We start from the raw sequence: 24,232 nt of genomic DNA, 5'->3' as shown, positions 1-24,232 counted from the left end.
TTGGGTAACACGATAAAAATAAAAAATGATCAGCGGTACAAATGCAATAGGGAATAAAGCTTCTAAACAAGGGGAGAGAACGTTCAAGACTTTTGATCCTAAAAATAATGAGAACACGGAATGGACATTCTATGAGGCTACAACTAATGAAATCAATGAAGCGGTTACTTTGGCAACGGATGCCTATGCAGTTTATAAAGATTATTCAGGAGAAAAAAAAGCTGAGTTTTTAGAAGCTATTGCAGATGAAATAGAAGCTTTAGGAGATGAGCTGATAAACACGTATTGTAGAGAGTCTGGGCTGCCCCAAGGAAGAGCGGTGGGCGAGCGTGGCAGAACTATGGGACAATTGCGAGCTTTTGCAACCTTGATTAAACAAGGGTCATGGGTAGAAGCCGTTATTGAAAAAGCACAGCCAGATAGAGAGCCATTGCCAAAATCTGACATAAGAAAAATGCTTTTTCCGTTGGGTCCAGTAGTGGTATTTGGTGCCAGTAATTTTCCTTTGGCATTTTCTACGGCGGGTGGAGACACGGCAAGTGCTCTAGCCGCAGGATGCCCCGTAATAGTAAAAAGTCACCCTATGCATGCTGGTACAGGTGAACTGGTTTCTTCGGCGATCATTAAAGCGGCGAAGAGGACAGGCATGCCAAATGGGGTCTTTTCAAATTTAAATAGCGGTGGTATTGAAGTTGGTCAGCAGTTGGTAAAACACCCAAAAGTAAAGGCCGTAGGTTTTACCGGAAGTATACATGGTGGAACCGCACTTTATAAATTGGCTAACGAAAGAGATGAGCCAATACCGGTATTTGCAGAAATGGGAAGTATAAACCCAGTGGTTTTGCTGCCATCGGCATTAGAACAAGAAGGTGATACTTGGGCAACTAAATACGCTTCGTCAATTACTTTAGGTGCTGGTCAATTTTGTACAAATCCGGGATTGATTTTAGGAGTACAAGGAGAACATCTTAATGAATTCATAGATACTTTGTCTAAGGAGATTCTAAAATTGGAGCCAACAACCATGCTCCATCCTAATATATATGCTAAATATGTGGAAGGTAAAAAGGAACTTTCGGAGCAAGATGGAGTGGTAATTACTGCCGAGTATAAGAATGATGTCAAGGTTAATAGTGGTCAGCCTTTAATTTTAAAAGTAAGTGGTTCGGATTTTTTAGCGAATACAAAATTGCATAGAGAGGTATTTGGACCTTTCTCTATAGTGGTCATGTGTAAAGATGGCGCTGAGATGGAAGATATCATCAACCATTTGGAAGGTCAATTAACGGGAACAATTTTGGGCAGTGAAGAAGAACTGGAATTGAACGCTGGAGTTGTAGATGCATTAAAGGGAAGGGTAGGTCGCATACTGTTCAATGGTGTACCCACAGGTGTAGAGGTAAATTCTTCTATGGTGCATGGCGGACCATACCCAGCTTCTACGGATTCTCGTTTTACATCGGTTGGTACATCTGCCATACGAAGATGGGTACGCCCGGTGTCATATCAAGATTGGCCTAATAGACTTTTGCCAGATGCATTAAAAAATGAAAATCCCCTAGGTATAACGCGTCTTGTTGAAGGTGTTTATACAAATACGGAAATTTAGGTTCAGCTATATGTAGTTTAAGATTTTAGTAATTATGGCCAGTAGTACTTTTGTTTGTATTGATGCCCACACCTGTGGTAATCCCGTTAGGGTGATAAAACATGGCGGACCAAATTTGGTTGGTGCTACAATGAGCGAAAAGCGACAGCACTTTTTAAAGGATTATGATTGGATCAGAAAAGGGCTAATGTATGAACCTCGCGGTCATGATATGATGAGTGGTAGTATATTTTACCCTCCAGGTGACCCCAATAATGATTTTGGAATTTTGTTTATTGAAACCAGTGGTTGTCTACCCATGTGCGGGCACGGGACCATCGGGGCAATTACTATAGGTATTGAAGAAGGGCTAATTGTGCCAAAAACACCTGGTATTGTCCGTATGGAGACTCCTGCAGGATTGGTACATATAACATACAAGCAAAATGGTACTAAAGTAGACTGGGTAAAACTGACCAATGTAAAATCATATTTAGCCGCTACAGATTTAACTATAGAATCTTCACACTTGGGCGAATTGACTTTTGATGTTAGTTATGGGGGTAATTTTTATGCCATTGTGGACCCACAAAAGAATTTTAGTGGAATACAAGATTTTTCCGCAAGCCAGTTAATTCAATATAGTCAAGAACTCAGGGAAAACATAAATGCTAAATATCCTCAAATGTTTATTCACCCAGAAGATGCTACCATAAAGGATGTAACCCATATGTTATGGACGGGAAATACTATCTCTGGAAAGGCTAACGCCAGAAATGCGGTATTTTACGGTGATAAAGCAATAGATAGGTCGCCTTGCGGTACAGGTACTTCTGCTAGAATGGCACAATGGCATGCAAAGGGGAAATTAAATGTGGGTGAAGATTTTGTTCATGAAAGTTATATAGGCTCACAATTTATTGGTAAAGTAGAAGAGGAGACCACCCTAGCCGGCAAGCTTGCGATTATACCCAGCATAAAAGGTTGGGCAAAAATTTACGGAAAGAATACCATTACCATAGATGATGATGATCCCTATGCTCACGGATTTCAGGTCATATAAATTATAGAAAATAGTAGATGAAGAATGTAATAATAATTGGCGGTGGCATTGTTGGTTTAAGTACAGCTTATTATTTGAACAAAGAAGGTTATGAGGTTACAGTAATAGATAAAGGCAATATTAGCTCTGGTGCTTCATTTGTAAATGCAGGTTACATAACTCCAAGTCATATTATTCCTTTGGCCTCCCCAGGTATGATAGCAAAGGGAATTAAAATGATGTTCAATTCTGCTAGCCCATTTTATATGAAACCTAGGTTAGATGTAGATTTTTTAAAATGGTCATGGTATTTTCATAAATCTTCTACAGAGGCAAAGGTTGAAAAGGCTATAGGGGTAATTAAGGATATTAATTTATTAAGCAGGGAATTATTTACGGATATTAAGAATTCAGGTGATCTTGGCAATTTTCAGTTAGAGCGAAAAGGGCTATTAATGTTATACAAAACGGAAGAGAGTTATCTTCATGAAAAAAAGGTGGCCAATAGAGTGGCACAAGAAGGTTTAGAGGTTACCGACTTAAACAAAGACGAATTAAGAATTATTGAGCCTCATGTGAATATAGATGCAGAAGGTGCTATACATTATGAGTGTGACGCTCATACCACACCAAATGAGATAATGCCCAAACTATTGGCGTATTTAAAACAAAGTGGTGTAATCATAAAAACCCAAGAAGAGGTCGTTGATCTAAAGACATCAGATAATAGAATAAAAGAAATTATTACCAATAAACAATCTTATACACCTGATGAGGTAGTATTGGCGGCAGGCTCATGGAGCGGTAATCTTGCAAAGCGTTTACATTTAAAGTTGTCTTTACAAGGAGGTAAAGGCTACAGTATTAATGTAGCTAGGGAAACGGGTATTTCTGTTCCGGCCATATTAATGGAATCTAAAATGGCAGTAACACCAATGAGCGGTTTTACAAGATTTGCGGGTACTATGGAGTTTTCAGGGATCAACAATATTATAAGGAAAGAAAGGGTTGCGGCAATAGCTAATGGGGCAAGTTCTTTTTACCCTGACCTGAAGATCAATGAGGCCGAAATTAAAAGTGTTAAAACAGGTCTACGACCAGTTTCTCCAGATGGGTTGCCATATATAGGCAGATCGGCAAGTATTAAGAACTTAACAATTGGTACTGGTCATGCCATGATGGGGTGGAGTTTGGGACCTGCTACTGGTAAGTTAATAACCGAGTTACTGTCTGGTAATAAGACTTCTATGGACATTTCTTCCTTTGATATACAACGTAGTTTTACATGATTGCTTAAAAAGTTTAACGTTAGATAAATACCATTCACCGACACTTAAGCGTCATTCACCTACACTGGTCAATTTATTTGTGACTTATCTCTGACATTTGTAGTATCAAAATGAACAACAATGGATATTTTACTAATAGAAGACGATTTAATAGAAGTAATGAAGTTGAAACGAACTGTTTCTAAACTTAATTTAAAGCATTCAATCGTTGAGGCAAAAAATGGAGAATCTGCTCTAACGTATTTAAGATCTGGAGAAAAACTTCCAGATATCATTCTATTGGATTTGAACATGCCAAGAATGAATGGTATAGAGTTCTTATCCATTTTAAAAGAAGATGAGCATCTAAGATACTTACCTACCATAATTTTAACTACTTCAGAAAATAGAGCAGATTTATTAAAATGCTACGAAGTTGGTATAGCCGGTTATGTTATAAAACCACTGAAATATGAGGATTATGAGTACAAACTTAATGCTGTTTTAGAGTACTGGAGTGTTAACCAACTAGTGAAAGGCTAACAAAAAAGCTCATTTCACAACATTTTCCTGCATTTTCGTATTAATTTTCCTACGTTTGAGGAACGTTATTAAAAATAGGAAATGAAGGGAATTGTATTTACCGAGTTTTTAGAAATGGTCGAATCTGAATTTGGATTAGAGACCGTTGATAATATTATAGAAAAAGCAGATTTGCCTTCTCAAGGCATATATACCTCTGTAGCTACCTACGAATTTAATGAGATGGTAGCTTTAGTTACCCAGTTAAGTGAAGAGGTAGATCTACCTGCTGGTGACTTAATATACGCATTTGGACTTTATTTATTCTCAAGTTTAAAAAATGCTCATCCAGAGGTAATACAAAGTTATTTGTCACCCATTGGTCTTTTGTACTCTATAGAAGACCATATACATGTACACGTTAAAAAATTATATCCGGAAGCGGAATTACCTACATTCAAAATTCTTGAAAAAACGGATAATTCCATTTCTATGATCTATAGTTCTTCTAGAGGATTGTATAGGCTGGCTCATGGCTTAATTGAAAAAGCATTTGAGCATTTTAATGGTAAGGCCAATATCACATACGAACTTTTAAAAGATGATGGTACAGAAGTAAAATTTGACGTAGTACAACATGGATAGTAAAGAAGTTGTTCTTTTAAAGAAGGCCCTTGAAAGACAAAAGAAAGCCCGCCAACAAGCTGAAAGGATTTTAGAGGAAAAATCTAATGAGCTTTACGAAGTGGCAAGTCATTTAAGGGAGTCTAATGCCAAGCTTGAAAATTTATTGAGCGAAAAAACGTCTGAACTAGATGGCGTATTCATTAACATCATAGATCCTTATGTTGTTATGGACTTATCCTTCAATGTGGTAAGCATGAATCAATCTGCAAAAAACTTTTTGGGTTACGATCATAATAAAGAAGAGATCAACCTTTGGAAAATGGTACATAAAGATTACATGGAGTATACCATAGAATCTTTTAGTAGCTTAAAAGAAGTTGGGCAGCTTAAAAATTATAGAGCTAAAATATTGGTGAAGGACAATGTTGAAAAATGGGTGGAAATCAATGCTAGCTTAGTATTCAATAAAGAAAAACAACCTGTTGCAGCTCAAGGTATTGTGAGGGATATTACCCAAGAAATGGAGGTGCGGGAGTTATTGTCAGAACAGAAAAGGCAATTAGATGTAATTGTAAATAGCTCACCACTAGGTATTATTCTTGCAGATGCCAATAAAATTTTAAAGGTCAATTATACAATGACCTCCTTATTGGGCTATAGTCTTAATAGCTTCATGAAAATGAATGTTAAGGATTTTACGGATAAAGAAAGTATAGAACTAGCCAATGAATTTACCACTAAATTGAACAATGGTGAAATTGATAATTATACCATTCATCAGAAGTTCATAAAGAACGATGGAGAAAAACTACAAGTTAAATTATCTGTCAACGCGGTAAGAAATATATATAGGGAAATCAGCTATATCGTAATGATGGTTGAAGATATTACCCAACAATTAGAAGCAGAAGAGCGTTTAAAATCTGAAAGGGAAAAGTATAGCAGTATTATCGCCAACATGAACCTTGGTTTGATAGAGGCCAACAAGCAGGGTGTAATACAGTTGGTAAACCAGAGCTTTTGTGAAATGATCGGTTATGAAGAAAATGAATTGCTTGGTATTGATGCCAAGAATATTGTAAGTTTTGATGATAAAAGTAAGGTCTCAGATAAAATTGAAACACGTAAATCTGGTAAATCTGATTCTTATGAATTAGAGGTTGTTACCAAATGTGGCGAAAAAAGACATTGGTTGGCAAGTGTGGCACCCAGGTACAATAAACACCATGAAGTAATTGGTTCTATTGGTATTTCTTTAGATGTAACCAAACAAAAAGAATTAGAACTTCAAAAAGAGAAATTGGTAAAGGATCTTGAGAACAGTAACCAAGGTTTACAAGAATACGCACATATTGTTTCTCATGACCTTAAATCACCTCTTAGGAGTATTAGTGCCCTTGCAACTTGGCTAAGCGATGACTACAAAGATGTTTTGGATGAAGGTGGTAAGCAGAATTTAGAACTTATGCAAGAGAAAGTAGCTTCTATGGACAAGTTAATCCATGGAATACTAGAGTATTCTACGGCAAACAGCTCTGCCTTGGATAATTCTAAAGTAGACTTGAACAGTGTCATCGCAGATATTGGTGAAACTATCTATATACCTGATCACGTTCAATTGAAAGTACCCAAATCATTGCCTACCATAATGGCAGATCGAATTAAAGTTCATCAGGTTTTTCAAAATATAATTGGTAATGCGGTAGTTCATATTGAAAGAGAAGTTGGTTTAGTAGAAGTACTTTATAATGATACTGGAGATTACTGGCAATTTACCATTAGTGATAATGGGGTAGGAATTCCAGAAGAGTATCACAAGAAAATATTCGACATCTTTCAATCTATTGGTAATAATGAAAGGTCAACGGGTATAGGTTTATCGATCGTTAAAAAAATAATTGATCGTTACCAAGGAAAAGTCTGGGTAGACAGTGTAGTAGGCGAGGGTACCCAGTTTCATTTTACAATAAAGAAAGACCATAACGAATAAGGAAATTATGAAAATAGTTCAAGCGATAAAAAAGGGCGATGAGCCTTTTGTTTTTCAAAATTCAAATCAATTAAAGGAACCTTTAGTTTTGGTGTTCGGTAACAGGTATATGTTGGAAAGTGAGCATATATTTAATGAGGTTAGAGCTCTTTTCCCAGAAGGACATATTGTTTTTGGTACCACCTCAGGCGAAATCATAGATGATAAGGTTTTAGAGGGTACGGTAGTTTTAACGGCCATAGAGTTTGAAAAGAGTAAAATCTTGGTGAAAAGATGTAACGTAAAGGACTATCAACATGATGACAAGAAAATGGGAACGAAATTGGCTGCCCAATTTCCTAAAGAGCATTTAAAGCATTTGTTCGTTATTTCTGAAGGTAGTAGTGTAAACGGTAGTGCTTTAATTGAAGGCATTGAGCATTTAAACAATAATGGTTGTGGTCTTTCTGGAGGTTTATGTGGAGATGATGACCGTTTTGAAAAAACTTTGGCTTCTTATAATGAAAGCCCAAAAGAAGGAGAGATAGTTGCTATTGGTTTTTATGGTGATACTTTAGAGATTTCAAGTGCAAACTATGGAGGATGGACAACCTTTGGTCCTGAAAGAATCATAACAAAATCTCAAGGTAATATACTTTATGAACTTGATGGTAAACCTGCTTTGGATCTTTATAAAACATATTTAGGTGAAAAAGCCAAAGAATTGCCAAAGTCGGCATTATTATATCCGTTGAGTGTAAAGACAACTGAAAATTCAGAACCTTTGGTACGTACAATTTTAAATATAGATGAGGTTGAAAATACAATGACCCTTGCAGGTGATATTCCAGAAGGTGCCAGGGTACAATTAATGATGTCATCTGTAGATGATATAGCAAATGGGGCTTTTCACGCAGCAGAGTTGGCAATGGAAAATAGAAAAAGTTCTCCTGAATTGGCTTTATTGATCAGTTGTATTGGAAGAAAACTGGTTATGGACCAACGTACCGAAGAGGAAATTGAAGAGGTGAAAGCGGTAATTGGAGATAATACAGTTATAAGTGGGTTTTACTCTTATGGGGAAATGGCGCCATTTAGTGGTCAAGATAGTTGTAAATTGCACAACCAGACCATGACCCTAACTTTATTTAGTGAATAATGCATTCTCTCTTAAAAAGACAAGTACGAAAATATCTACCGGACGAATTAAAAGCGCACCCAGAAATGGAAAGCTTTTTGGAAGCCATTGGCAAGTCATATGAAAATTTTGACGATAAATTTTCTATGCTCCATAGAGCGTCTACTATTAGTTCAGATGAACTTTTTGAGGCAAATAAAAAATTGCAGAAAGAGGCTTTACAACAAAAGAATATTCTTGTTTCATTGGAAAAGGCCATAGCAAGTTTAAGGGAGAATTTAAATGATGAACAAGAATTTGATTTTGATATTCAGAACGAATTCAACGCGGAACACTTGGCATCATATATAAGTAATTTGGCATCTAAGGTGTCTAATATGACCTTGGAGAAAGATAAATTGGTGGCCCATTTAGAAAACCAGAACGAGTCTTTGAACAATTATGCGCATATGGTTTCTCATGATCTAAGATCACCGATAAGAAATATTAGTGCATTAATGAACTGGATAATGGAAGATGAGAAAGATAATTTCTCACAGACCAGTAAAGATAACTGCTCATTGGTATCTGAGAATCTTATAAAAATGGATAAGCTGGTTACTGGTATTCTAAACCATGCTACAATGGGTGAGACCAGTGAGCATAGAGTTCTCTTTAGCCTAGAAGAAAGTTTAAGGGATATAGAGAAGACTATCTATGTTCCAGAAAACGTTACGTTCAAATATGCAAATGATTTGCCTAAGATGGAGTTTGAAAGAGAGCGGTTAGAACAATTGTTCATGAACCTATTTCTAAACGCGATTACGGCAACGGAACATCTGGAAAATGGGATTATTGAAGTTGATTATGAGCCAGATGATTTGTTTTGGAAATTTAGTGTTAGTGACAACGGAAAAGGAATTCCAACTAATCACCAAGAAGGAATTTTTCAAATGTTTAAAAAATTAGAAACTACCAATAATGCTACGGGTATTGGACTTGCAATTGTTAAGAAAATTACAGTTCTTTATGAAGGTAGTGTTTGGTTAGAGTCAGAAGAAAATGTGGGTACCACATTTTTTATAACTTTAAAAAAGAATACATGATAGAGCAACCAAACCTAAATTATGTTGATGAACTTGCGGGTGATGATGTTGCCTTTAGAGGTCAGTTCATAGATATTATAAAAACAGAGTTTCCATTAGAGAAAGAAGAGTATTTTGGTCATGTAACCAATACTAGATTTAAGGAAACAGCAGAAATTGTACATAAGTTAAAGCACAAGTTCAATATTTTAGGAATGCAAGATTCATACAAACTTGCAGTAGCCTATGAAATGGAATTGTTAGAAGGAAAAGAAGATAGTAAGTCAAAATTCATAAAAGTTCTCCAAACTATTGATGAATATATTAAAACAATATAAATGAACTGTATTATTATTGATGACGAAGCTATGGCAAGGGCAATTGTTAGACAATTGTGTTCAAAGATTCCGGATTTAGATGTTATTGAAGAGTTTGATAATGCCATATCGGCCATTAAGTTTTTAAACCAACAAACTATAGATGTTATATTTTTAGATATACACATGCCTGGCTTTAGTGGTGTTGACTTTGTACAGACCTTAAAAGATCCACCAAAAATAGTATTAACTACCTCTGATACCGATTTTGCTATTGCTGCCTACGAATATGAAAGTATTGTTGATTATTTAGTTAAGCCAATTACCCAAGAGAGGTTTGAAAAGTGTATTGATAAGATTTCAAGCTTACCAGCTCATAAACCTATGCAGACAGTAGCACCAGGTAAAGAAAAGGAAGAGGGCGAAGATCTTTATATTAATATAGATAGAAGACTTATTAAATTAAAGTTGAACGAGATTTTAGTCATTGAAGCTAAGGGTGATTATATTGACGTTAAAACAGAGAAGGAAGATTACAGGGTTCACACTACATTAAAGAAAATAAAAGAAAAATTACCTGAAAGGCTGTTTTTGCAAATTCACCGTTCCTATATTATAAATTTCACTAAAATTATTGATATTGAGGATAATAGTGTATTGATAGCCAAGAACGTTGTACCTATAAGCCGTTCTAACCGCCCCGAATTAATGCGCAGGTTAAACTTGCTATAAGATATGATAGCTGGATAGGGTTTTTACCAATTTTCGTGGTAAATCTTTTTGAATATTTCTGCTAATTGTAGTTTGTTTACCGGTTTTACAACATAGCCGGTTAGCTCCTCAAAATGTGATGCTCTTTTTATATCGCTATCTCGCATAGATGAGCTCACCATATAGATGTTAATGTCATTTAAAATTTTTGGTTTTAGCTTTTTAAATTCATTTAAAAAGCCCCAACCATCTAAAAATGGCATATTGATATCCAAAAATATCACTTCGGGGAGTTCCAGTTTTTGATTGGTACATTCAGCAATGTATTCAACGGCTTGTTCACCATCAGTAAATGTAGAAACAATCAATTCTTTTGATAATTGTTGAATTGTTTTCTCCATTAAATATAAGTAAAGCTCATCATCATCTATTAGTAATATGTTTGGCTTTGTATCCATAATTTTAAAATTTTATTTTGAACGTTGTTCCTTCTCCAACTTTACTGTCAATAGTTATTGTTGCATGTAAAGCTTCTAACTGAGATTTTATTAAAAAAAGACCCATACCTTTTCCAGATATGTTTCTATGAAATCTCTTATATAATTTAAATACATTTTCACCATGTTTTTCCAGATTTAGACCCATACCGTTATCACGTACATATAATACTTTATGTTTATTTTCTATAGCCGATTCAAATTCAATATGTGAAGCAACATTGTCCCTCTTATATTTAATGGCATTAGAAACTAAATTTTGTATTACACTTTGTAAATAGAACTTTGAAAAGGTTATATGGTTCCAAGCATCTAATTTCACCAATACATTAAAATTGCTATCATCTAAAAGCGTTTCGGTAAACTCATGCTTCACTTCTTCAATAAGTTCTGCTAGGTCAATATTTGACTGTTTAATTTCTTTGTTGTCCAAAATAGACACATATTCATTAATGTCTTTGGTTAAGTCGGAAATGCTTTTTGCAACTAGATCTAACTTTGGTAGTAATTGATTTAGTATTTCTGGATTTTTTTCTTTCTGTATCATTTCAACAATAACAGACATACTGGTAACAGGAGAACGCAGGTTATGGGAAATTAAATAGTTAAAATCGCTTAGCTGTTTGTTTCTAATTTCTAACCGATTGTTCATTTTGTTGACCTTGATATTGTTTTCTTCTAATTTATTTTTATTTCTGGTCAACAATATATTTTTGCTTTCTAGCTCTTTGTAAAAAAGTTCTTTCTCTAATTTCTTTTTTTGAAAAACATAACACAATGTCAATAGACTTACAATTGAAATTGCATTAAACGTTATTAGGCTGTCGTATAAAGGTTTTGTATTTGCAGCTATGAGCCTTGGAGGAATTTCTACAATCATAAACCAATTGGTAGGCGTAACTATTTCAGATGCTATATTGGTTGCTGATCCAAAAGAATTGGACGTTCCATTCAGTATAATGGGCTGTAAGCGCCAAATGTGTTCTTTTTCTATTATAGTACTGTCACGGGTAATACCTACAGCTATGGATATTAGATTTTTAGGTAAAAGATCATCTACTTTACCAGATTCATAGGGCAGGTCTTCTTTGTGTAAGCTACTGCTAATTACACGTTGGCTTTCATCTAAGAGGTATAGTTCGGTATCGGCTATTTTGTTTTTAAGTTGGTCAAGAACCCTTTTCATTTTAAAGTTTATGACTACCAAGCCTATTTTAGTTTCAGTGGTGTCAAATATGGGTGCTACCGCTCTAATGACGGGTTTATGTGGTTTCTCAATTGCACCATTTTCTCTGTTAAGACTAATATGTGAAAGGTATAGTTGATTCTTTTGTAGTGCCAGCCCTTCTTTTACGTATAAATGATTTTCTTTATTCTGTAGATTACCAATGGTAACGGAGTCTGCACCATTTCTTACAGCTCTAAAAAACTCTTTTCCGTTTAAGTCAATGAAACGAAATTGGTCATAATCGGTAATTTCTTTTATTAGTTCTATATAACGATCCATGAATGCAGTGTGCTTGTTCATGGGGTCAAAATTAACGGGGTATGCTAAGTTGGACCAATACTTGGTATCGTGAAGTAATGTATTACATTGCTCAAGAAAGTACTCTTTTTTTATTTTAGCATCGCGCTTTTGGTATTCAGATAATCCTGCAATCTGTTTTTCTTTTTGAGCGTAAAAGACATATAGCGTAAGGGCCAACAACGGTAGGTATAATCCTAAAAACATTTTTAAAACTCTCTTCCACATAAAATATCAATTAGAGTTTCATTTTAATTAGTAATTCTTGGCTAGGGAAGTATATGTGTATCTTACGCTAAAGTAAGTAAAATTCTTACATTTATTACAATATTATTATCGTATTTCAAAAATAATGTTGATTTTTTAATGGATTGGCAATGTATTTTGTAGGAAAAAAGGAAAGTAATTTTAGAACCCTACAATTATATCAATTTTGCTTTTAAATGAAATGTTCAAATGCGAAATTTATTTGATATATAGGAGAACTAGTCAAAGTTTAGATTTTTATGGAATAGTGGTTTTTTAAGAAACAACCATTTCGCTTTTAAGCCAATTTCTGTAAACTCAAAACCAGCGGCTGTAGCAGATGCAATATTACTGTATTTGGCATATACACTTAAACTAAATCTTTTTGAAAATTGATGTTTAACAGAGGCTTCTGCTCTAAAGATATTAGTATATGGGTCTTCCTCTACTTTTTGTATCCCTGTTGCGGCACTAACAGCATAGGTGGTTTTCTCCGAAATCTCTCCTCTAACATCTGCAAATATTTCTACTGCTTGGTATTTTTCTGGACTAAAATAAATAGTTGGCACCTGATTTTTAAAGGTGATATATTGATAATTCAATCCCATTTTCAAAGCAGGTTTTCTAAGCACATTGTAATATAATGAGGTAAATAGAAGGTTTCTTACATTTTCATCGCTTTGCTGGGTATGCATTAATTGTGTGTACCACCCAAAATTAACATTGGTACCAAGGTTGTAATTCAACCCATAATGGTTCTGAATAATTTCACGTTCAATAAGTTCGGCATTAAAGTTTTGCACTTCACGTTGATATCCTAAAGTTAGGTTCTGCATTTTAAAAGGCTGTAGGTCTAACTTTAAATCAATTACGGGTTGGGTGTAAGAATCATCTAAAAATCTAGAGTTGTTGATACCTACATTAGCTTTTAAGAGTCCCTTTGGAAACAATTTGTAATGAAGCCCGGCTACTACCACATGAGAGTTTGCCTTATTTACCGTTACAGTATTTTCGGTAGTTCTATAAAGGTATGATAATGTTGTTTTAAACTTGGTTGAAAAAGGGACGTCTACAGTGGTATTGGTAAAGAAAGCGGTATTGTTACCATTATCAAAAGTGTAGGCGGCATGTTCTTCTACGGTTGGGGTGTGCATCAAATTTAGCTTTTCTATAAAGCCTTTAGCATCTTTTTGATTCTTATAAAACTTTAGAGTTTGATTGGCCATTTTGTATGCAGGAATAATTCTGTCAGATGCAAAAAGCGCATTTGCCTTACCTAAATTACCATCAAATGACGCACTGTCATTGGCCAAGATCCTGTCGTAGCTTTTAACGCTAGATTTTGCATCACCGGTATATAAACCTAAGGTTGCCCTCAACGCATGTATCCAATTTCTGTTTTGATAATGCACTTCTAAGCTATCTATTTTTTTCTTCGCCGTCATGAATTTTCTATTCCAGATCAGCGCTTGTACATATCGGTCATAAGTACTTTCTGTTAAGGGAACATCATCAATTTGATCTACCTTAACCGTTGCAGTTTTTGAGATTCTTAAAGCTTCTTTATCGTTCTCATTTATATGTTCTGCCAAAGCAATGCCATTTAAAGCGGTAATAGAATCTTTTTGATTTGTTGCGTAACGTGCGTACATGTTCTTAGCCTTATCTCCTTGTTTTATTATTAAATAAAGATTGGCTAGATTAAGTAATACATCTTTATCATTAGGAAAATCTTCAAAGATTTTTTTAAGCGTTTGTTCTCCCTTTTTATATTGTTGATTGTTTACAAAACTATTGGCATAGCCCAGTCTCATAAACTTTCTGGAAATTTTAGCACTTTCATTTTCTGGCTGAAGGGCAATAGCTTTCTCTACCCAACTTAAAGCTGATTTGTACTCTTTTAAGTTACTTAACGTATTGGCATAACCCAAAACGGCACCAAATTTTTCAGGAAATTTTTCCACTAAGTCAGCATATAACGGCTTGGCCTGTTCATATTCTTTTGCCCATAGAAAGGACTCATTATAATTGATTAAAATTTCAAAGTCGCCCGGGTATTCTTTTAATAGCTCAGAGAACAAATTTGTGGCTTTTTTAGGCTCACCGCTTAGGCCAACGGCCCTGCCATAACATAGCTTTGCAGTTTTATTGTTAGGATCTTCTTTAAGGTATTCTCCAAAAAATAGTTCGGCCTCTTGAAAGTTACCTTGCTCAAGTAAACCAAAGCCTTTGGTCATATCAGATTGCGCGGTTAGCACAGATGTGGTTACCAGAAATAGGAATATTATTTTTCGGATCATTTAAAAGTCAGATTAATACTACAAATACCTAACGGTAATTATTGCGATTTATTTGTTTAGAAGAATATTGTAAAGTTAAAAGGTCTCCTATTATTCTAGAAGTAAGATAATTGCCATTGGTCTACAGTAATGTGTAAACCACCTAAACTACCACAAAATAAAGGGCAGTTGTTCAGAAATTTGATGTCAAATGAAATTATTTACACAGACACTAAAATGATAATAATGGGAACAAATAAAGTAGTACTTACAGAATTATCTCCAGAACAATTATTAATGACGAGCGTATCTGTCTTTGTCATTGGGGGTAATTATATTGCCAATCAATTTTTAAGTAGGTTTTTAACAGGTACGGCATATGGTATGCCCTTTCTGCTCATAAGCTTAGTACTGATGTTGGTTTTGTTTGGCTTTTCGTATCAACAAATAATATCAAAAGATTCTACTATTGGTGGTGTCAATAACGCTAAGGCATTTAATAGATTTAAAAACTTTATAGTGTTGATAGCATGTTATGAGCTCGTACATGTAACAATCAGTTATATACATTTATTTTTAGTTAAGCACTACTTAGGTGTTATAGAAGCAAAGGTGTATGCATCAATGGCTTTGATCGGACATTTTGTTTATTTCGTATTTTGGGTAGTCGCGGTAATTTTGATTTCCAATGTAACCGAAAACGATAGAAAGTTTAAGATTACCATTTCAAAAGCCTTAAAATATTCTTTGTATGCTGTAATGGTCAGTTCCATTATTGCAATGGTATGCGTTTTATTTTCAGAAACTCTTTTAAATATTGTTGACTTTTCACCATTGTTATTTCAATATGTTTTGGGTACACTATTGTTTGCTATCTCTAGTGTGCTTACCTATTACTATTTATCATTGGGTAAGTATCTTCCCGTAATAATATCGGGTGTGGTAGGTCTTTCACAGATTATATTATTGGCATTTTTTCATAACAGCTTGGTAGTTATAATTCAAGTTTATGTTATAGCCATGGTAGCGCTTCTTGTTGCGCAACTTCTTTATGTAAGCCATAATCTAATACTAAAAAAGGTTAGTTGAAATTTAGCTTTTAGAAGTGGGCAAATAGCTCTTAAGTTCCTGCTTATATGGCTCAGTTAGTTTGTTGTAGTGATTGCAGATTGTTTTTAACGGGTTGATTTTGTGTTGTTTGTGTTCTGAGTTTTTGCTTAACCTATAATAGCTCCCGTTCGTCTACAGTAAAGCTTCATCCACCTAAAATCCATCTTTAAAGCTTTGTATTTGCTGGATATTTGTACCAGAAATAACCCAATAGATTTTAAAACTTAACCTTATGAAACTTGCTATTGTAACCGCATACCCCCCTAGTAAAGTAACCTTGACCGAGTATGGATATCACTTGGTAAAACACTTTAGATTACAAAAAGAGGTCACAGAAATTATTCTGATTACCGATAAGACCAAAGGTGAAAAAGATTTGAATTTTGAAGAAAAAGGATGTAAAGTCACAGTTAAAGAATGCTGGAATTTTAATGACTACACCAATGTATTTAAGGTTAATAAAGTCATTGCTTCTACCAAACCAGATGCTGTACTTTTTAACCTCCAATTTTTAAAGTTCGGAGATAAAAAAATACCGGCAGCGTTAGGCTTAATGTTACCATTATTGTGTAAGATGAAAGGTATACCTACCATATCATTAATGCATAATATTATAGAGCAGGTAGATTTAAATAATGTAGGTATTTCTTCAAATAAATTTTTTCAAAAAATTTATAGCGGTATATGTAATCTATTAACAAAACTGGTGCTGACTTCAGATGTTGTTGCAGTAACTATGGGTAAATATCAAACTATTCTAGAAAACAAATATCAATCTAGAAACGTGGCCTTAATTCCTCACGGCTCTTTTGAAACGCCGGAAGAACCAGATTTTACTTTACCTGCCGGACCAAAGAAGATATTGGCTTTTGGAAAATTTGGTACATATAAAAAGGTGGAAATAATGATCGATGCCATAGAGTTGATCAGAAGGCGTACTAATCAAAATTTGGAGATTGTCATAGCTGGTACAGATAGCCCTAATACTCCTGGGTATTTAGAAAGCGTTAAAAAGAAATATGCACATGTAGATCAATTATGCTTTACCGGTTATGTAGAAGAAGACAATGTGCCTACAATATTTGAAGAAAGTGCAGTTGTGGTATTTCCATATACTTCTACCACAGGTAGCTCCGGTGTACTACATCAGGCAGGTAGTTATGGTAAAGCTGTTGTCTTACCTGAGCTTGGTGATTTAAGTACGTTGATTAAAGAAGAAGGGTATAAGGGTGAATTTTTTAATTCAAAAAGTGTATCATCATTGGCAGATGCCATAGAAAATATATTGGCTCATGATTCTTATCGCGAGTATTTGGCCAAAGCTAATTACAGAGCGGCAAGCGCTATACCCATGTCAAAAGTGGCAAAAATGTATATAGAATACTTTAAGGTAATACAAGTGGCCAAATCTAAAGGTTTCACCTTAGATGTTCCGCTGGTAGAAAAAAATATAGTTTTTTAAACTTTTTGGTTAGGTTAAGTGCAAAGAGGAGTAGTGTGGTTAGCTACTCCTTTTTATTAATAGGGACTACAATGGTTGAAATTAAATAATCAAGATCAATTAGATTCTTACTTTAATGACTATTAAGTAAGAAACGCTTACAACTTAAAACCAGTGATTTAGCTGGTGTATGATTTTTTTTAAATACTAAAATTTTCTTAAATACTTACAATTTTTTAAAAATACTGCGTTATATGTAGGTTAAATCTTACTTTTTAAATCATGAAAATACTAACCATAGATGATCAACAGTTGATACTCTTATCTGTTGAAAAAAGACTAACTGAACTTGGCTATGATGTGATGACTGCTGATTCTGGCCAGAAGGGAATTGAGTTGTATGACTCTTTTCAACCAGATTTGGTCCTTGTTGATATAAACATGCCAGATATTTCTGGTTTAGAAGTTGTGAAACATATTAAAGGGGGCGAAAGAAATGCTACGCCTGTGTTGGTAATGTCGGGCAACACGGAAGAAGCTATTATTATGGATGGCTTTACGCTGGGCATAGATGATTATATGAAAAAGCCAGTGAGCTTATCAGAAATGTCTGCACGCATTAAAAGACTAATTGGAGCACCGGTTGTTGAACTAAAAACTGAAATTTCTACTGGCGGTAGAATGCTGCAAAAAAACTGTGTTGGTGTTGTTATTCCGTGTTATAATGAAGAAGAACGTCTTTCTGGCACCGAGTTTAAAGATTTTGCACATAGCAACCTTGGCTATCACCTTTGTTTTGTTAATGACGGTAGTACGGATAACACCTTAAAAGTTTTAGAGGAACTCAGAAAAGGGAACGAGAGTAATATCAGTATCTACGATTGTGAAAAAAATGGCGGTAAGGCAGAAGCGGTACGTTTAGGAATGCTTCATATGGCCAAAGATCCGCAATTAGACTATATAGGCTTTTTAGATGCCGATCTATCTACAGATTTTAGGGATTTTGATGATTTAGTGGAAACCCTGGATAAATCCAATTTCAAAATAGTTAGTGGTTCTAGAATGAGCAGAATGGGTGCAGATATTACCAAGGAATCTGCACGTAAGGTTATTAGTATGACCATCAACCTTATTATCAGAACTATTTTAAGAATGCCCTTTAACGATACCCAATGTGGGGCTAAAGTTATGGATCGCTCTGTAGTGCCATTACTTTTTAATAAACCGTTTATTACTAAATGGTTGTTTGATGTTGAAATGTTCATACGTATGCGTAAGCATTACGGTAAGGTAGAGGCTAAAAAACTTATTTGTGAGCAGCCGTTAAAACGTTGGATCCATGCAGATGGTTCTAAACTTTCTATGAAAGATTCCGTAAAAATTGTTGGACAATTGGCAAAAATAGCTATCGTTTACAGATAATACCTATATCACAAAACCCTCTTAAACCACCCTATCATTATGTCAACAATAAAGTTAGCACTTAAGCGAATTTCCCCTAAACAATTGTTTATGGTTAGCGCTTTGCTGGTAAATGGCGGTAATTACCTTTATAATTTGCTATTAGGTAGGTTATTAGGTCCAGAAGCTTTTGCCGATGCGGCTTTATTGGTGACATTACTCTTGGTTTTGTCTTTTGTAGGTATGACCTTCCAATTGGCTACCACCAAATTTGCAGTTTTATTTACCGATCAAACATGGGTTGCCTTTAAGAATACCATGTATAGATATGCACTTGTTTTTGGGGTGTTTACCGGTATTCTAGTACTAATTTTCTCAAAACATCTGCAAGCATTGTTCAATACGCAGAACCATTATATGTTCATGATTTTTGCCGTTGCCATACCCTTATACTTTGTTATGAGCGTAAACAGGGGTAGATTTCAAGGTGGTCATGATTTTGGAAAATTGGCGGGTACATATCAAACAGAAATGTGGAGCAGGTTATTACTAACGTTCGCCTTACTATTATTGGTACCCTTGGAATCTGGAATTTTAATTGCAGTTGGTATTTCCCTTTCTTTTGTATTTGGACTTTTTCCTTCAGATTTTAAAGGAGTTAAGGTTTTCTCAAAAGATAGATTACCTGCAGTGGATTTAAAACAAGTATGGATTTTTATTGGTTTGACCGCTGGTTACGAACTTACTCAAATTATTATTAACAATAGCGATATCTTATTGGTGAAGCATTATTTTGATGATAAACAAGCAGGTCTATATTCATCACTGGCCTTAATTGGTAGGGTAGTGTACTTTGTTGCCTGGATGTTTGTAATGCTTTTAATGCCTACGGTAATTCAAAAACAAAAAGATGGAGAACCAACGGCACCCGTACTTTTTAAATATGTATTTTTTATTGGAACATTATCTGCATTCATTGTGGCGGTATGTTATTTACTGCCCAATTTGATCATCACTTTAATGTTCGGAGATGCCTATTTAAGTATTGCTCCGCTACTTTGGAAATATGCGTTGGCAACTTCGTTGTTTGCTGTCTCCAATATTTTTGCTTATTACTTTTTATCACTTAACCAATACTCGCCGGTAATCTTATCGGGCTTATTGGGTTTTTCACAAGTAGCATTGATCATGCTTTACCATGATGGACTTGAAACTGTGGTACATATGCAGATAATAGCAATGGTCATATTATTGGTTGCGCAACTATTATTTTTCATCATTAAGAACAAAACTGAAACAAAAATTATAACGAAATAAAAAACAGGGTTTTCATATACCTCATGTCACTTTATATAACCTAGTCTATTAAAATTAACCACAATGAAATTAGCAATTGTAACCGCATATCCGCCCAGTAAAGTAACCTTAACAGAGTATGGTTATTATTTAGTGAAACACTTTAGGCTTCAAAAAGAAGTAACCGAGTTGATACTGATTACCGATCGTACAAATGAACCAAAAGACTTGAATTTTGAAGGTGATGGTTGTAAGATTACGGTTAAAGAATGTTGGAGTTTTAATAACTACAGCAACATATTTAGCATTAGTAAGACCATATCACAAACAAAGCCAGATGCCGTTCTTTTTAATCTGCAATTTTTAAAGTTCGGGGATAAAAAAATACCTGCTGCACTAGGGTTAATGCTACCCTTCATTTGTAAATCTAAAGGAATACCTACCATATCATTGTTACACAATATTCTTGAGCAAGTAGATTTGGAAAATGCAGGTTTTACTAAAAATAAATTATTACAAAGTATATACAACTTTATTGGCACTACGTTGACCAAATTTGTATTGGCTTCAGATATTCTTGCGGTAACCATAAGTAAATATGTAACAACCTTAGAGCAAAAATATAAGGTTAAGAATGTGGCCTTAATTCCACATGGTGCTTTTGAAACTCCGCCAGAGCCAGATTTTAAACTTCCTGAAGGACCAAAACAGGTTATGGCTTTTGGTAAGTTTGGAACGTATAAAAAAGTAGAGATTCTTATAGAGGCGGTTGAAGAAATCCGCGCTAGAAGCAATGCCGATATTGAAATTGTAATTGCAGGAACCGATAGTCCTAATACACCAGGTTATCTTGATGAAATGAAACAAAAATATAGCCATGTGCCGCAGATCAGGTTTACTGGTTATGTAGCAGAAGAAGACGTGCCTAAAATATTTGGGGAAAGTGCGGTTACCGTTTTTCCTTACACATCTACTACAGGGAGTTCAGGTGTTCTACACCAGGCTGGTAGTTATGGTAATGCCGTTGCTTTACCAGATTTGGGAGACTTAAGTGTTTTGGTAAAAGAAGAAGGTTATGTAGGTGAGTTTTTTGATGCGCACGATACATCATCTTTAGCCAATGCAATTGAAAAGATCATTACCGATGATAGTTATAGAATTCAATTGGCAAAACAAAATTATAAAGCGGCATGCTCATTACCGATGTCCGATATTACACAAATGTATATAGATTACTTTAAGGCGATACAGAAGTCTAAGGAAACCGGATTTAATATTGATATTTCGACTATGGAGAAGAAATTGGTTCATTAGAATCGATATGGTTAGTGTTATAAGGGCTGACTAGTCACCAGCCCTTTTTTTATGTTTTCATTTACCTGAAAATGATCGTGTAGAATGAAATAGAAAATCACTTCTTTTTAATCTGTTCCACCAATTCAAAATACGAAGGTTTTTTATTGCCCAATGTATTTAAACAGCCAAAATAGTGCTGTTTTTTTGTTTTCCAGGGTAGGCTTCCTGCCACGGCACTTGGTACTTTTTCAAAATCATATAATGTCCAAAACATATATGGGACTTCGTTTTCTTTCAGTACCTGTTGCATTTGACTATAGTATTCTTTTTGTCCTTCTTGGTCTGCACCTCTATAAAAATTCCACGCACCTTTGTATGATGATATCCCATACTCTTGAAGTAATTTAGGTTTGTTGGGCACAGCTGAATTCAAGGTGTCATAAGCTGTTTTGAAATCTTCGATATCCTTATAATAATGAAAGGATACAAAATCTACTTTATCGGCAAGTTCTATACCGGCTTCTGGGGTAGACCACCCTATAGTGACCGGATGTTTTTTGTCCCATTTTTTGATATTTGCGATCATTTGCTCTAACCAGTTTAGAACCCGTAATCGTCCGCGGGATTCAAAATCTAGATCTGGTTCGTTTTTAATATCCCAACCTAATACTGCAGGGTGGTCTTTAACGGCGTTGACTATTTGCTGGGCGTGCCTGTGTGTTAAAGTCCAGTTGGAAACATCATAATCCCCATAGAAATCGAATAAAGTGATTAGAACGTCTAAATTGTAGGCTTCGGCGCTGTCCAAAAGTGTCTTTAACAGCTGCAGTTTTTTATGATCAACTTTATTTTTGCCAAAGTCTTCATACTGTATGAATATACGAATGGTGTTGAGCCCCATATCTTGAATGATCTTAAAATCTTGCTCTATAATTGTATCATTGAACTTCTTGCCAAACGTATCCCAGGGCGAATCTTTAGGGTAGTAGTTGATTCCTTTGATCTGGTTGATTTTCTTTAATTGGTCATCAATGTTTCTTGGCTCAGTAGGTATTGTATCAACCGGTGAGGGAATTTCCTTTAAATGTCTTATCCGCCAAAAACCATCCTCCAAAAGCATCATTACTTGATAGCTGGTGGTATCTCTTTCGGTCAACAATAAAGTTTCTCCTTCATAGATTTCTTGGTATTCTTCAACGTTATAGTCTTTAAAAACGACCATGGTACCATCTGCCGTATAAAAGTCTAAAGCAGAGTTGTGGTTTAGGGTAGTGCGTTTGTACCAATGATTGTTTTTTTTGTTGAGGTCTATATTATCATAAAGCCTTACCCTTGCGCTATCGGTATAAAAATCCTCTATTCCATATCGGTCATTTTTCTTATAGGCTATGTTTCTCACGTGCCATGCGTTCATATAGTCATTGGTGATTTCTGCCAGAGCTTGTTTTTCCATAGGTCTACCGGGATTGTCTAAATTGACCCAATCAAGACTTGGTTTGTAGACATCCTCCATGGGAACTTCTAAATGTAACATGGAAGTCTTATCTGCACCCGTATTCATAAATGCCCATGCAGCGCCAATACCATAAAGAACTAGTCCGTTGATAGCTAAAAAAGTAATTATGAGTACTGTTCTGTACAATGTTTTATTCAACTGTATCGCCATCTATATTTTTTATAAATTCTTTGGTTATACCTGCAGCGTTAATTTTAAGTTTGTATTTACCTTCCGCTAAAAAATATTCACCAAGAAAAATGTTACATACACCATTTTTGGTAGTGGTTTTTTTAGAGGAAATAAAAACATCATCCATATTATAGATATCTAATTGCACTAGCAAACCATCTGGTATTAACTGCTTCATAAAACTTTCAAATGGTCCAATATCTATATTTCTATTTCCTTTTGAAAAGTTAACGGGATAGTCTTTAATGGCAGCGTTAAAGGTAAAGCTGGTGGTGTTACTTTCTGCTGCTCCGGTGACAAATGCTTGTATTTCCCACTCGGCCGCTTTATCCGGGTGTAATGTTTTTGCTTCTGCAATTCCGTTTATGGTTGTGCCTATAGTATACAGGTAGGCATCTTGATCTGTTTTTATTACAAAGGTTACCAATGTACCATTGGTTACTATGTTGCCATATTCGTCTTTAATAATGTCTGATGTAAAAGTGATGATCTGGTTTCCATCTGCATAATTATGCGCGCTAGCACTGCTAATGGAAAAATTTGTTGCATTATTTGGGTAAACTATTGTGGCAAGTTCTTTAGAAGTTGTACCGTTACACTCGGCCGTAACTAATATTCTGCCTGATTTTAAAGTTGACCTAACATTATAAAATGCGAAAAAACTCTCAGTTTCAATTTCTACTTCATCGATATTATCCTGAAACTGGTATTTTACCGTGACCTTAGTGCCATCGTCTAATGGGTTGTCAAAAGCGTCTGTAGGGGCAATGGTCAACATAGAGTAATCATTGTAGCCAGCCGTAACGCTGCGTGGACCAAAATAAGATTCTATATAAGTGGCTTTTGGGGCATTAGTGGCAATATCAAATTTTCCCTGTTTTACCATATGTCCATCTATTAGAAGTTCCCATCTACACGGACCGGCAACTCTGGTATAGTTTTTAGGAATATGGAACACCATGTTTTCTTTTTCGGATATTTCAGGGGACAAAAGCACACTGCCAAAGGCATTTTTAATGTGTAGTTTAAAATTATCAATGTCTATTTCTGCTTTGAACACCAATGAAATAGCATCACCCGCAACGCTATGGGTAACATTAGAAACTATTTCAACTGTAGGTTGCGAGAATGCAGTAAGGTGTTCTTTTTTTTTACCTGAACAACCAAGTAATATAAGTGCTAATATGTATAAGGCTGTACTGCGCATA

General features: G+C 35.1%; 20 protein-coding genes. 15 read left to right on the top strand and 5 right to left on the bottom strand.

What is annotated here, in order from left to right; all coding sequences use genetic code 11:
- Window positions 1-25: 25 nt before the first annotated feature.
- From VBZ51_RS00330 to VBZ51_RS00285, 10 genes are all read left to right on the top strand, one after another.
- Window positions 26-1,609, top strand: coding sequence for an aldehyde dehydrogenase (NADP(+)) (locus VBZ51_RS00330; protein WP_416575720.1), 1,584 nt, complete (start codon window positions 26-28; stop codon window positions 1,607-1,609).
- A 34-nt stretch (window positions 1,610-1,643) separates the two neighbouring features.
- Entirely contained in the window at window positions 1,644-2,651 is a 1,008-nt protein-coding gene (locus VBZ51_RS00325) for a 4-hydroxyproline epimerase (RefSeq protein ID WP_416575719.1), read from the top strand.
- Window positions 2,652-2,668: 17 nt separating this feature from the next.
- Window positions 2,669-3,919 (top strand): NAD(P)/FAD-dependent oxidoreductase, encoded by a 1,251-nt coding sequence (locus VBZ51_RS00320; protein WP_416575718.1) that lies wholly within the window; start codon window positions 2,669-2,671, stop codon window positions 3,917-3,919.
- A gap of 120 nt (window positions 3,920-4,039) precedes the next feature.
- On the top strand, window positions 4,040-4,441 hold the full coding sequence (locus VBZ51_RS00315; RefSeq protein ID WP_058103442.1) for a response regulator: 402 nt from the start codon (window positions 4,040-4,042) through the stop codon (window positions 4,439-4,441).
- An 81-nt stretch (window positions 4,442-4,522) separates the two neighbouring features.
- Window positions 4,523-5,065 carry a heme NO-binding domain-containing protein gene (locus VBZ51_RS00310; RefSeq protein WP_058103441.1) on the top strand — a complete coding sequence of 181 codons (543 nt, stop codon included), beginning with the start codon at window positions 4,523-4,525 and terminating at the stop codon, window positions 5,063-5,065.
- The gene (locus VBZ51_RS00305) at window positions 5,058-7,037 is read left to right on the top strand and encodes a PAS domain S-box protein (protein WP_416575717.1); all 1,980 of its coding nucleotides are present in this window, start codon (window positions 5,058-5,060) and stop codon (window positions 7,035-7,037) included. The genes VBZ51_RS00310 and VBZ51_RS00305 overlap by 8 nt, the downstream gene beginning before the upstream one ends.
- A gap of 7 nt (window positions 7,038-7,044) precedes the next feature.
- Complete coding sequence (locus tag VBZ51_RS00300) at window positions 7,045-8,175, top strand: FIST signal transduction protein (RefSeq protein ID WP_058103439.1); 1,131 nt, start codon at window positions 7,045-7,047, stop codon at window positions 8,173-8,175.
- On the top strand, window positions 8,175-9,239 hold the full coding sequence (locus VBZ51_RS00295; RefSeq protein WP_416575716.1) for a sensor histidine kinase: 1,065 nt from the start codon (window positions 8,175-8,177) through the stop codon (window positions 9,237-9,239). Before VBZ51_RS00300 ends, VBZ51_RS00295 begins: the two co-directional genes overlap by 1 nt.
- On the top strand, window positions 9,236-9,556 hold the full coding sequence (locus VBZ51_RS00290; protein WP_058103437.1) for a hypothetical protein: 321 nt from the start codon (window positions 9,236-9,238) through the stop codon (window positions 9,554-9,556). Before VBZ51_RS00295 ends, VBZ51_RS00290 begins: the two co-directional genes overlap by 4 nt.
- Complete coding sequence (locus tag VBZ51_RS00285; RefSeq protein WP_058103436.1) at window positions 9,557-10,267, top strand: LytR/AlgR family response regulator transcription factor; 711 nt, start codon at window positions 9,557-9,559, stop codon at window positions 10,265-10,267.
- Between the two features lie 23 nt (window positions 10,268-10,290).
- Here VBZ51_RS00285 and VBZ51_RS00280 read toward each other — a convergent pair whose 3' ends face one another.
- From VBZ51_RS00280 to VBZ51_RS00270, 3 genes are all read right to left on the bottom strand, one after another.
- Entirely contained in the window at window positions 10,291-10,704 is a 414-nt protein-coding gene (locus VBZ51_RS00280) for a response regulator (RefSeq protein ID WP_058103435.1), read from the bottom strand.
- A 4-nt stretch (window positions 10,705-10,708) separates the two neighbouring features.
- Window positions 10,709-12,496 carry an ATP-binding protein gene (locus VBZ51_RS00275; RefSeq protein WP_416575715.1) on the bottom strand — a complete coding sequence of 596 codons (1,788 nt, stop codon included), beginning with the start codon at window positions 12,494-12,496 and terminating at the stop codon, window positions 10,709-10,711.
- Between the two features lie 257 nt (window positions 12,497-12,753).
- Window positions 12,754-14,814, bottom strand: coding sequence for a tetratricopeptide repeat protein (locus VBZ51_RS00270; RefSeq protein WP_416575714.1), 2,061 nt, complete (start codon window positions 14,812-14,814; stop codon window positions 12,754-12,756).
- 225 nt (window positions 14,815-15,039) lie between these two features.
- Between VBZ51_RS00270 and VBZ51_RS00265 the strand changes: the two genes are divergently transcribed.
- The 5 genes from VBZ51_RS00265 (at window position 15,040) to VBZ51_RS00245 (ending at window position 21,355) form a co-directional block, all read left to right on the top strand.
- Window positions 15,040-15,882, top strand: coding sequence for a hypothetical protein (locus tag VBZ51_RS00265; protein ID WP_416575713.1), 843 nt, complete (start codon window positions 15,040-15,042; stop codon window positions 15,880-15,882).
- Window positions 15,883-16,135: 253 nt separating this feature from the next.
- The gene (locus tag VBZ51_RS00260; protein WP_416575712.1) at window positions 16,136-17,365 is read left to right on the top strand and encodes a glycosyltransferase; all 1,230 of its coding nucleotides are present in this window, start codon (window positions 16,136-16,138) and stop codon (window positions 17,363-17,365) included.
- 261 nt (window positions 17,366-17,626) lie between these two features.
- Window positions 17,627-18,766, top strand: a complete 1,140-nt coding sequence (locus VBZ51_RS00255) for a response regulator (protein ID WP_058103430.1) — start codon at window positions 17,627-17,629, stop codon at window positions 18,764-18,766.
- A 39-nt stretch (window positions 18,767-18,805) separates the two neighbouring features.
- Complete coding sequence (locus tag VBZ51_RS00250; RefSeq protein WP_416575711.1) at window positions 18,806-20,062, top strand: oligosaccharide flippase family protein; 1,257 nt, start codon at window positions 18,806-18,808, stop codon at window positions 20,060-20,062.
- A 63-nt stretch (window positions 20,063-20,125) separates the two neighbouring features.
- Complete coding sequence (locus VBZ51_RS00245; RefSeq protein ID WP_286813414.1) at window positions 20,126-21,355, top strand: glycosyltransferase; 1,230 nt, start codon at window positions 20,126-20,128, stop codon at window positions 21,353-21,355.
- Window positions 21,356-21,452: 97 nt separating this feature from the next.
- Here the strand turns inward: VBZ51_RS00245 and VBZ51_RS00240 are convergent, their stop codons facing one another.
- The gene (locus VBZ51_RS00240) at window positions 21,453-23,003 is read right to left on the bottom strand and encodes a cellulase family glycosylhydrolase (protein ID WP_416575710.1); all 1,551 of its coding nucleotides are present in this window, start codon (window positions 23,001-23,003) and stop codon (window positions 21,453-21,455) included.
- Window positions 22,984-24,231 (bottom strand): hypothetical protein, encoded by a 1,248-nt coding sequence (locus VBZ51_RS00235; protein ID WP_416575709.1) that lies wholly within the window; start codon window positions 24,229-24,231, stop codon window positions 22,984-22,986. The genes VBZ51_RS00240 and VBZ51_RS00235 overlap by 20 nt, the downstream gene beginning before the upstream one ends.
- Window position 24,232 lies beyond the last annotated feature (1 nt).

This window comes from Maribacter sp. HS (assembly GCF_048059195.1).
GTDB lineage: Bacteria > Bacteroidota > Bacteroidia > Flavobacteriales > Flavobacteriaceae > Maribacter > Maribacter dokdonensis.
The sequence above is the reverse complement of the archived record's forward strand: the minus strand, read 5'-3'. Positions and strand labels throughout refer to the sequence as shown.

Coding starts and splice junctions, on each gene's coding strand:
- VBZ51_RS00290 (WP_058103437.1), top strand. CDS start 9,236: ATGATAGAGCAACCAAACCTAAATTATGTTGATGAACTTGCGGGTGAT.
- VBZ51_RS00305 (WP_416575717.1), top strand. CDS start 5,058: ATGGATAGTAAAGAAGTTGTTCTTTTAAAGAAGGCCCTTGAAAGACAA.
- VBZ51_RS00280 (WP_058103435.1), bottom strand. CDS start 10,704: ATGGATACAAAGCCAAACATATTACTAATAGATGATGATGAGCTTTAC.
- VBZ51_RS00265 (WP_416575713.1), top strand. CDS start 15,040: ATGGGAACAAATAAAGTAGTACTTACAGAATTATCTCCAGAACAATTA.
- VBZ51_RS00275 (WP_416575715.1), bottom strand. CDS start 12,496: ATGTGGAAGAGAGTTTTAAAAATGTTTTTAGGATTATACCTACCGTTG.
- VBZ51_RS00260 (WP_416575712.1), top strand. CDS start 16,136: ATGAAACTTGCTATTGTAACCGCATACCCCCCTAGTAAAGTAACCTTG.
- VBZ51_RS00325 (WP_416575719.1), top strand. CDS start 1,644: ATGGCCAGTAGTACTTTTGTTTGTATTGATGCCCACACCTGTGGTAAT.
- VBZ51_RS00300 (WP_058103439.1), top strand. CDS start 7,045: ATGAAAATAGTTCAAGCGATAAAAAAGGGCGATGAGCCTTTTGTTTTT.
- VBZ51_RS00310 (WP_058103441.1), top strand. CDS start 4,523: ATGAAGGGAATTGTATTTACCGAGTTTTTAGAAATGGTCGAATCTGAA.
- VBZ51_RS00240 (WP_416575710.1), bottom strand. CDS start 23,003: ATGGCGATACAGTTGAATAAAACATTGTACAGAACAGTACTCATAATT.
- VBZ51_RS00320 (WP_416575718.1), top strand. CDS start 2,669: ATGAAGAATGTAATAATAATTGGCGGTGGCATTGTTGGTTTAAGTACA.
- VBZ51_RS00255 (WP_058103430.1), top strand. CDS start 17,627: ATGAAAATACTAACCATAGATGATCAACAGTTGATACTCTTATCTGTT.
- VBZ51_RS00295 (WP_416575716.1), top strand. CDS start 8,175: ATGCATTCTCTCTTAAAAAGACAAGTACGAAAATATCTACCGGACGAA.
- VBZ51_RS00245 (WP_286813414.1), top strand. CDS start 20,126: ATGAAATTAGCAATTGTAACCGCATATCCGCCCAGTAAAGTAACCTTA.
- VBZ51_RS00270 (WP_416575714.1), bottom strand. CDS start 14,814: ATGATCCGAAAAATAATATTCCTATTTCTGGTAACCACATCTGTGCTA.
- VBZ51_RS00235 (WP_416575709.1), bottom strand. CDS start 24,231: ATGCGCAGTACAGCCTTATACATATTAGCACTTATATTACTTGGTTGT.
- VBZ51_RS00250 (WP_416575711.1), top strand. CDS start 18,806: ATGTCAACAATAAAGTTAGCACTTAAGCGAATTTCCCCTAAACAATTG.
- VBZ51_RS00315 (WP_058103442.1), top strand. CDS start 4,040: ATGGATATTTTACTAATAGAAGACGATTTAATAGAAGTAATGAAGTTG.
- VBZ51_RS00330 (WP_416575720.1), top strand. CDS start 26: ATGATCAGCGGTACAAATGCAATAGGGAATAAAGCTTCTAAACAAGGG.
- VBZ51_RS00285 (WP_058103436.1), top strand. CDS start 9,557: ATGAACTGTATTATTATTGATGACGAAGCTATGGCAAGGGCAATTGTT.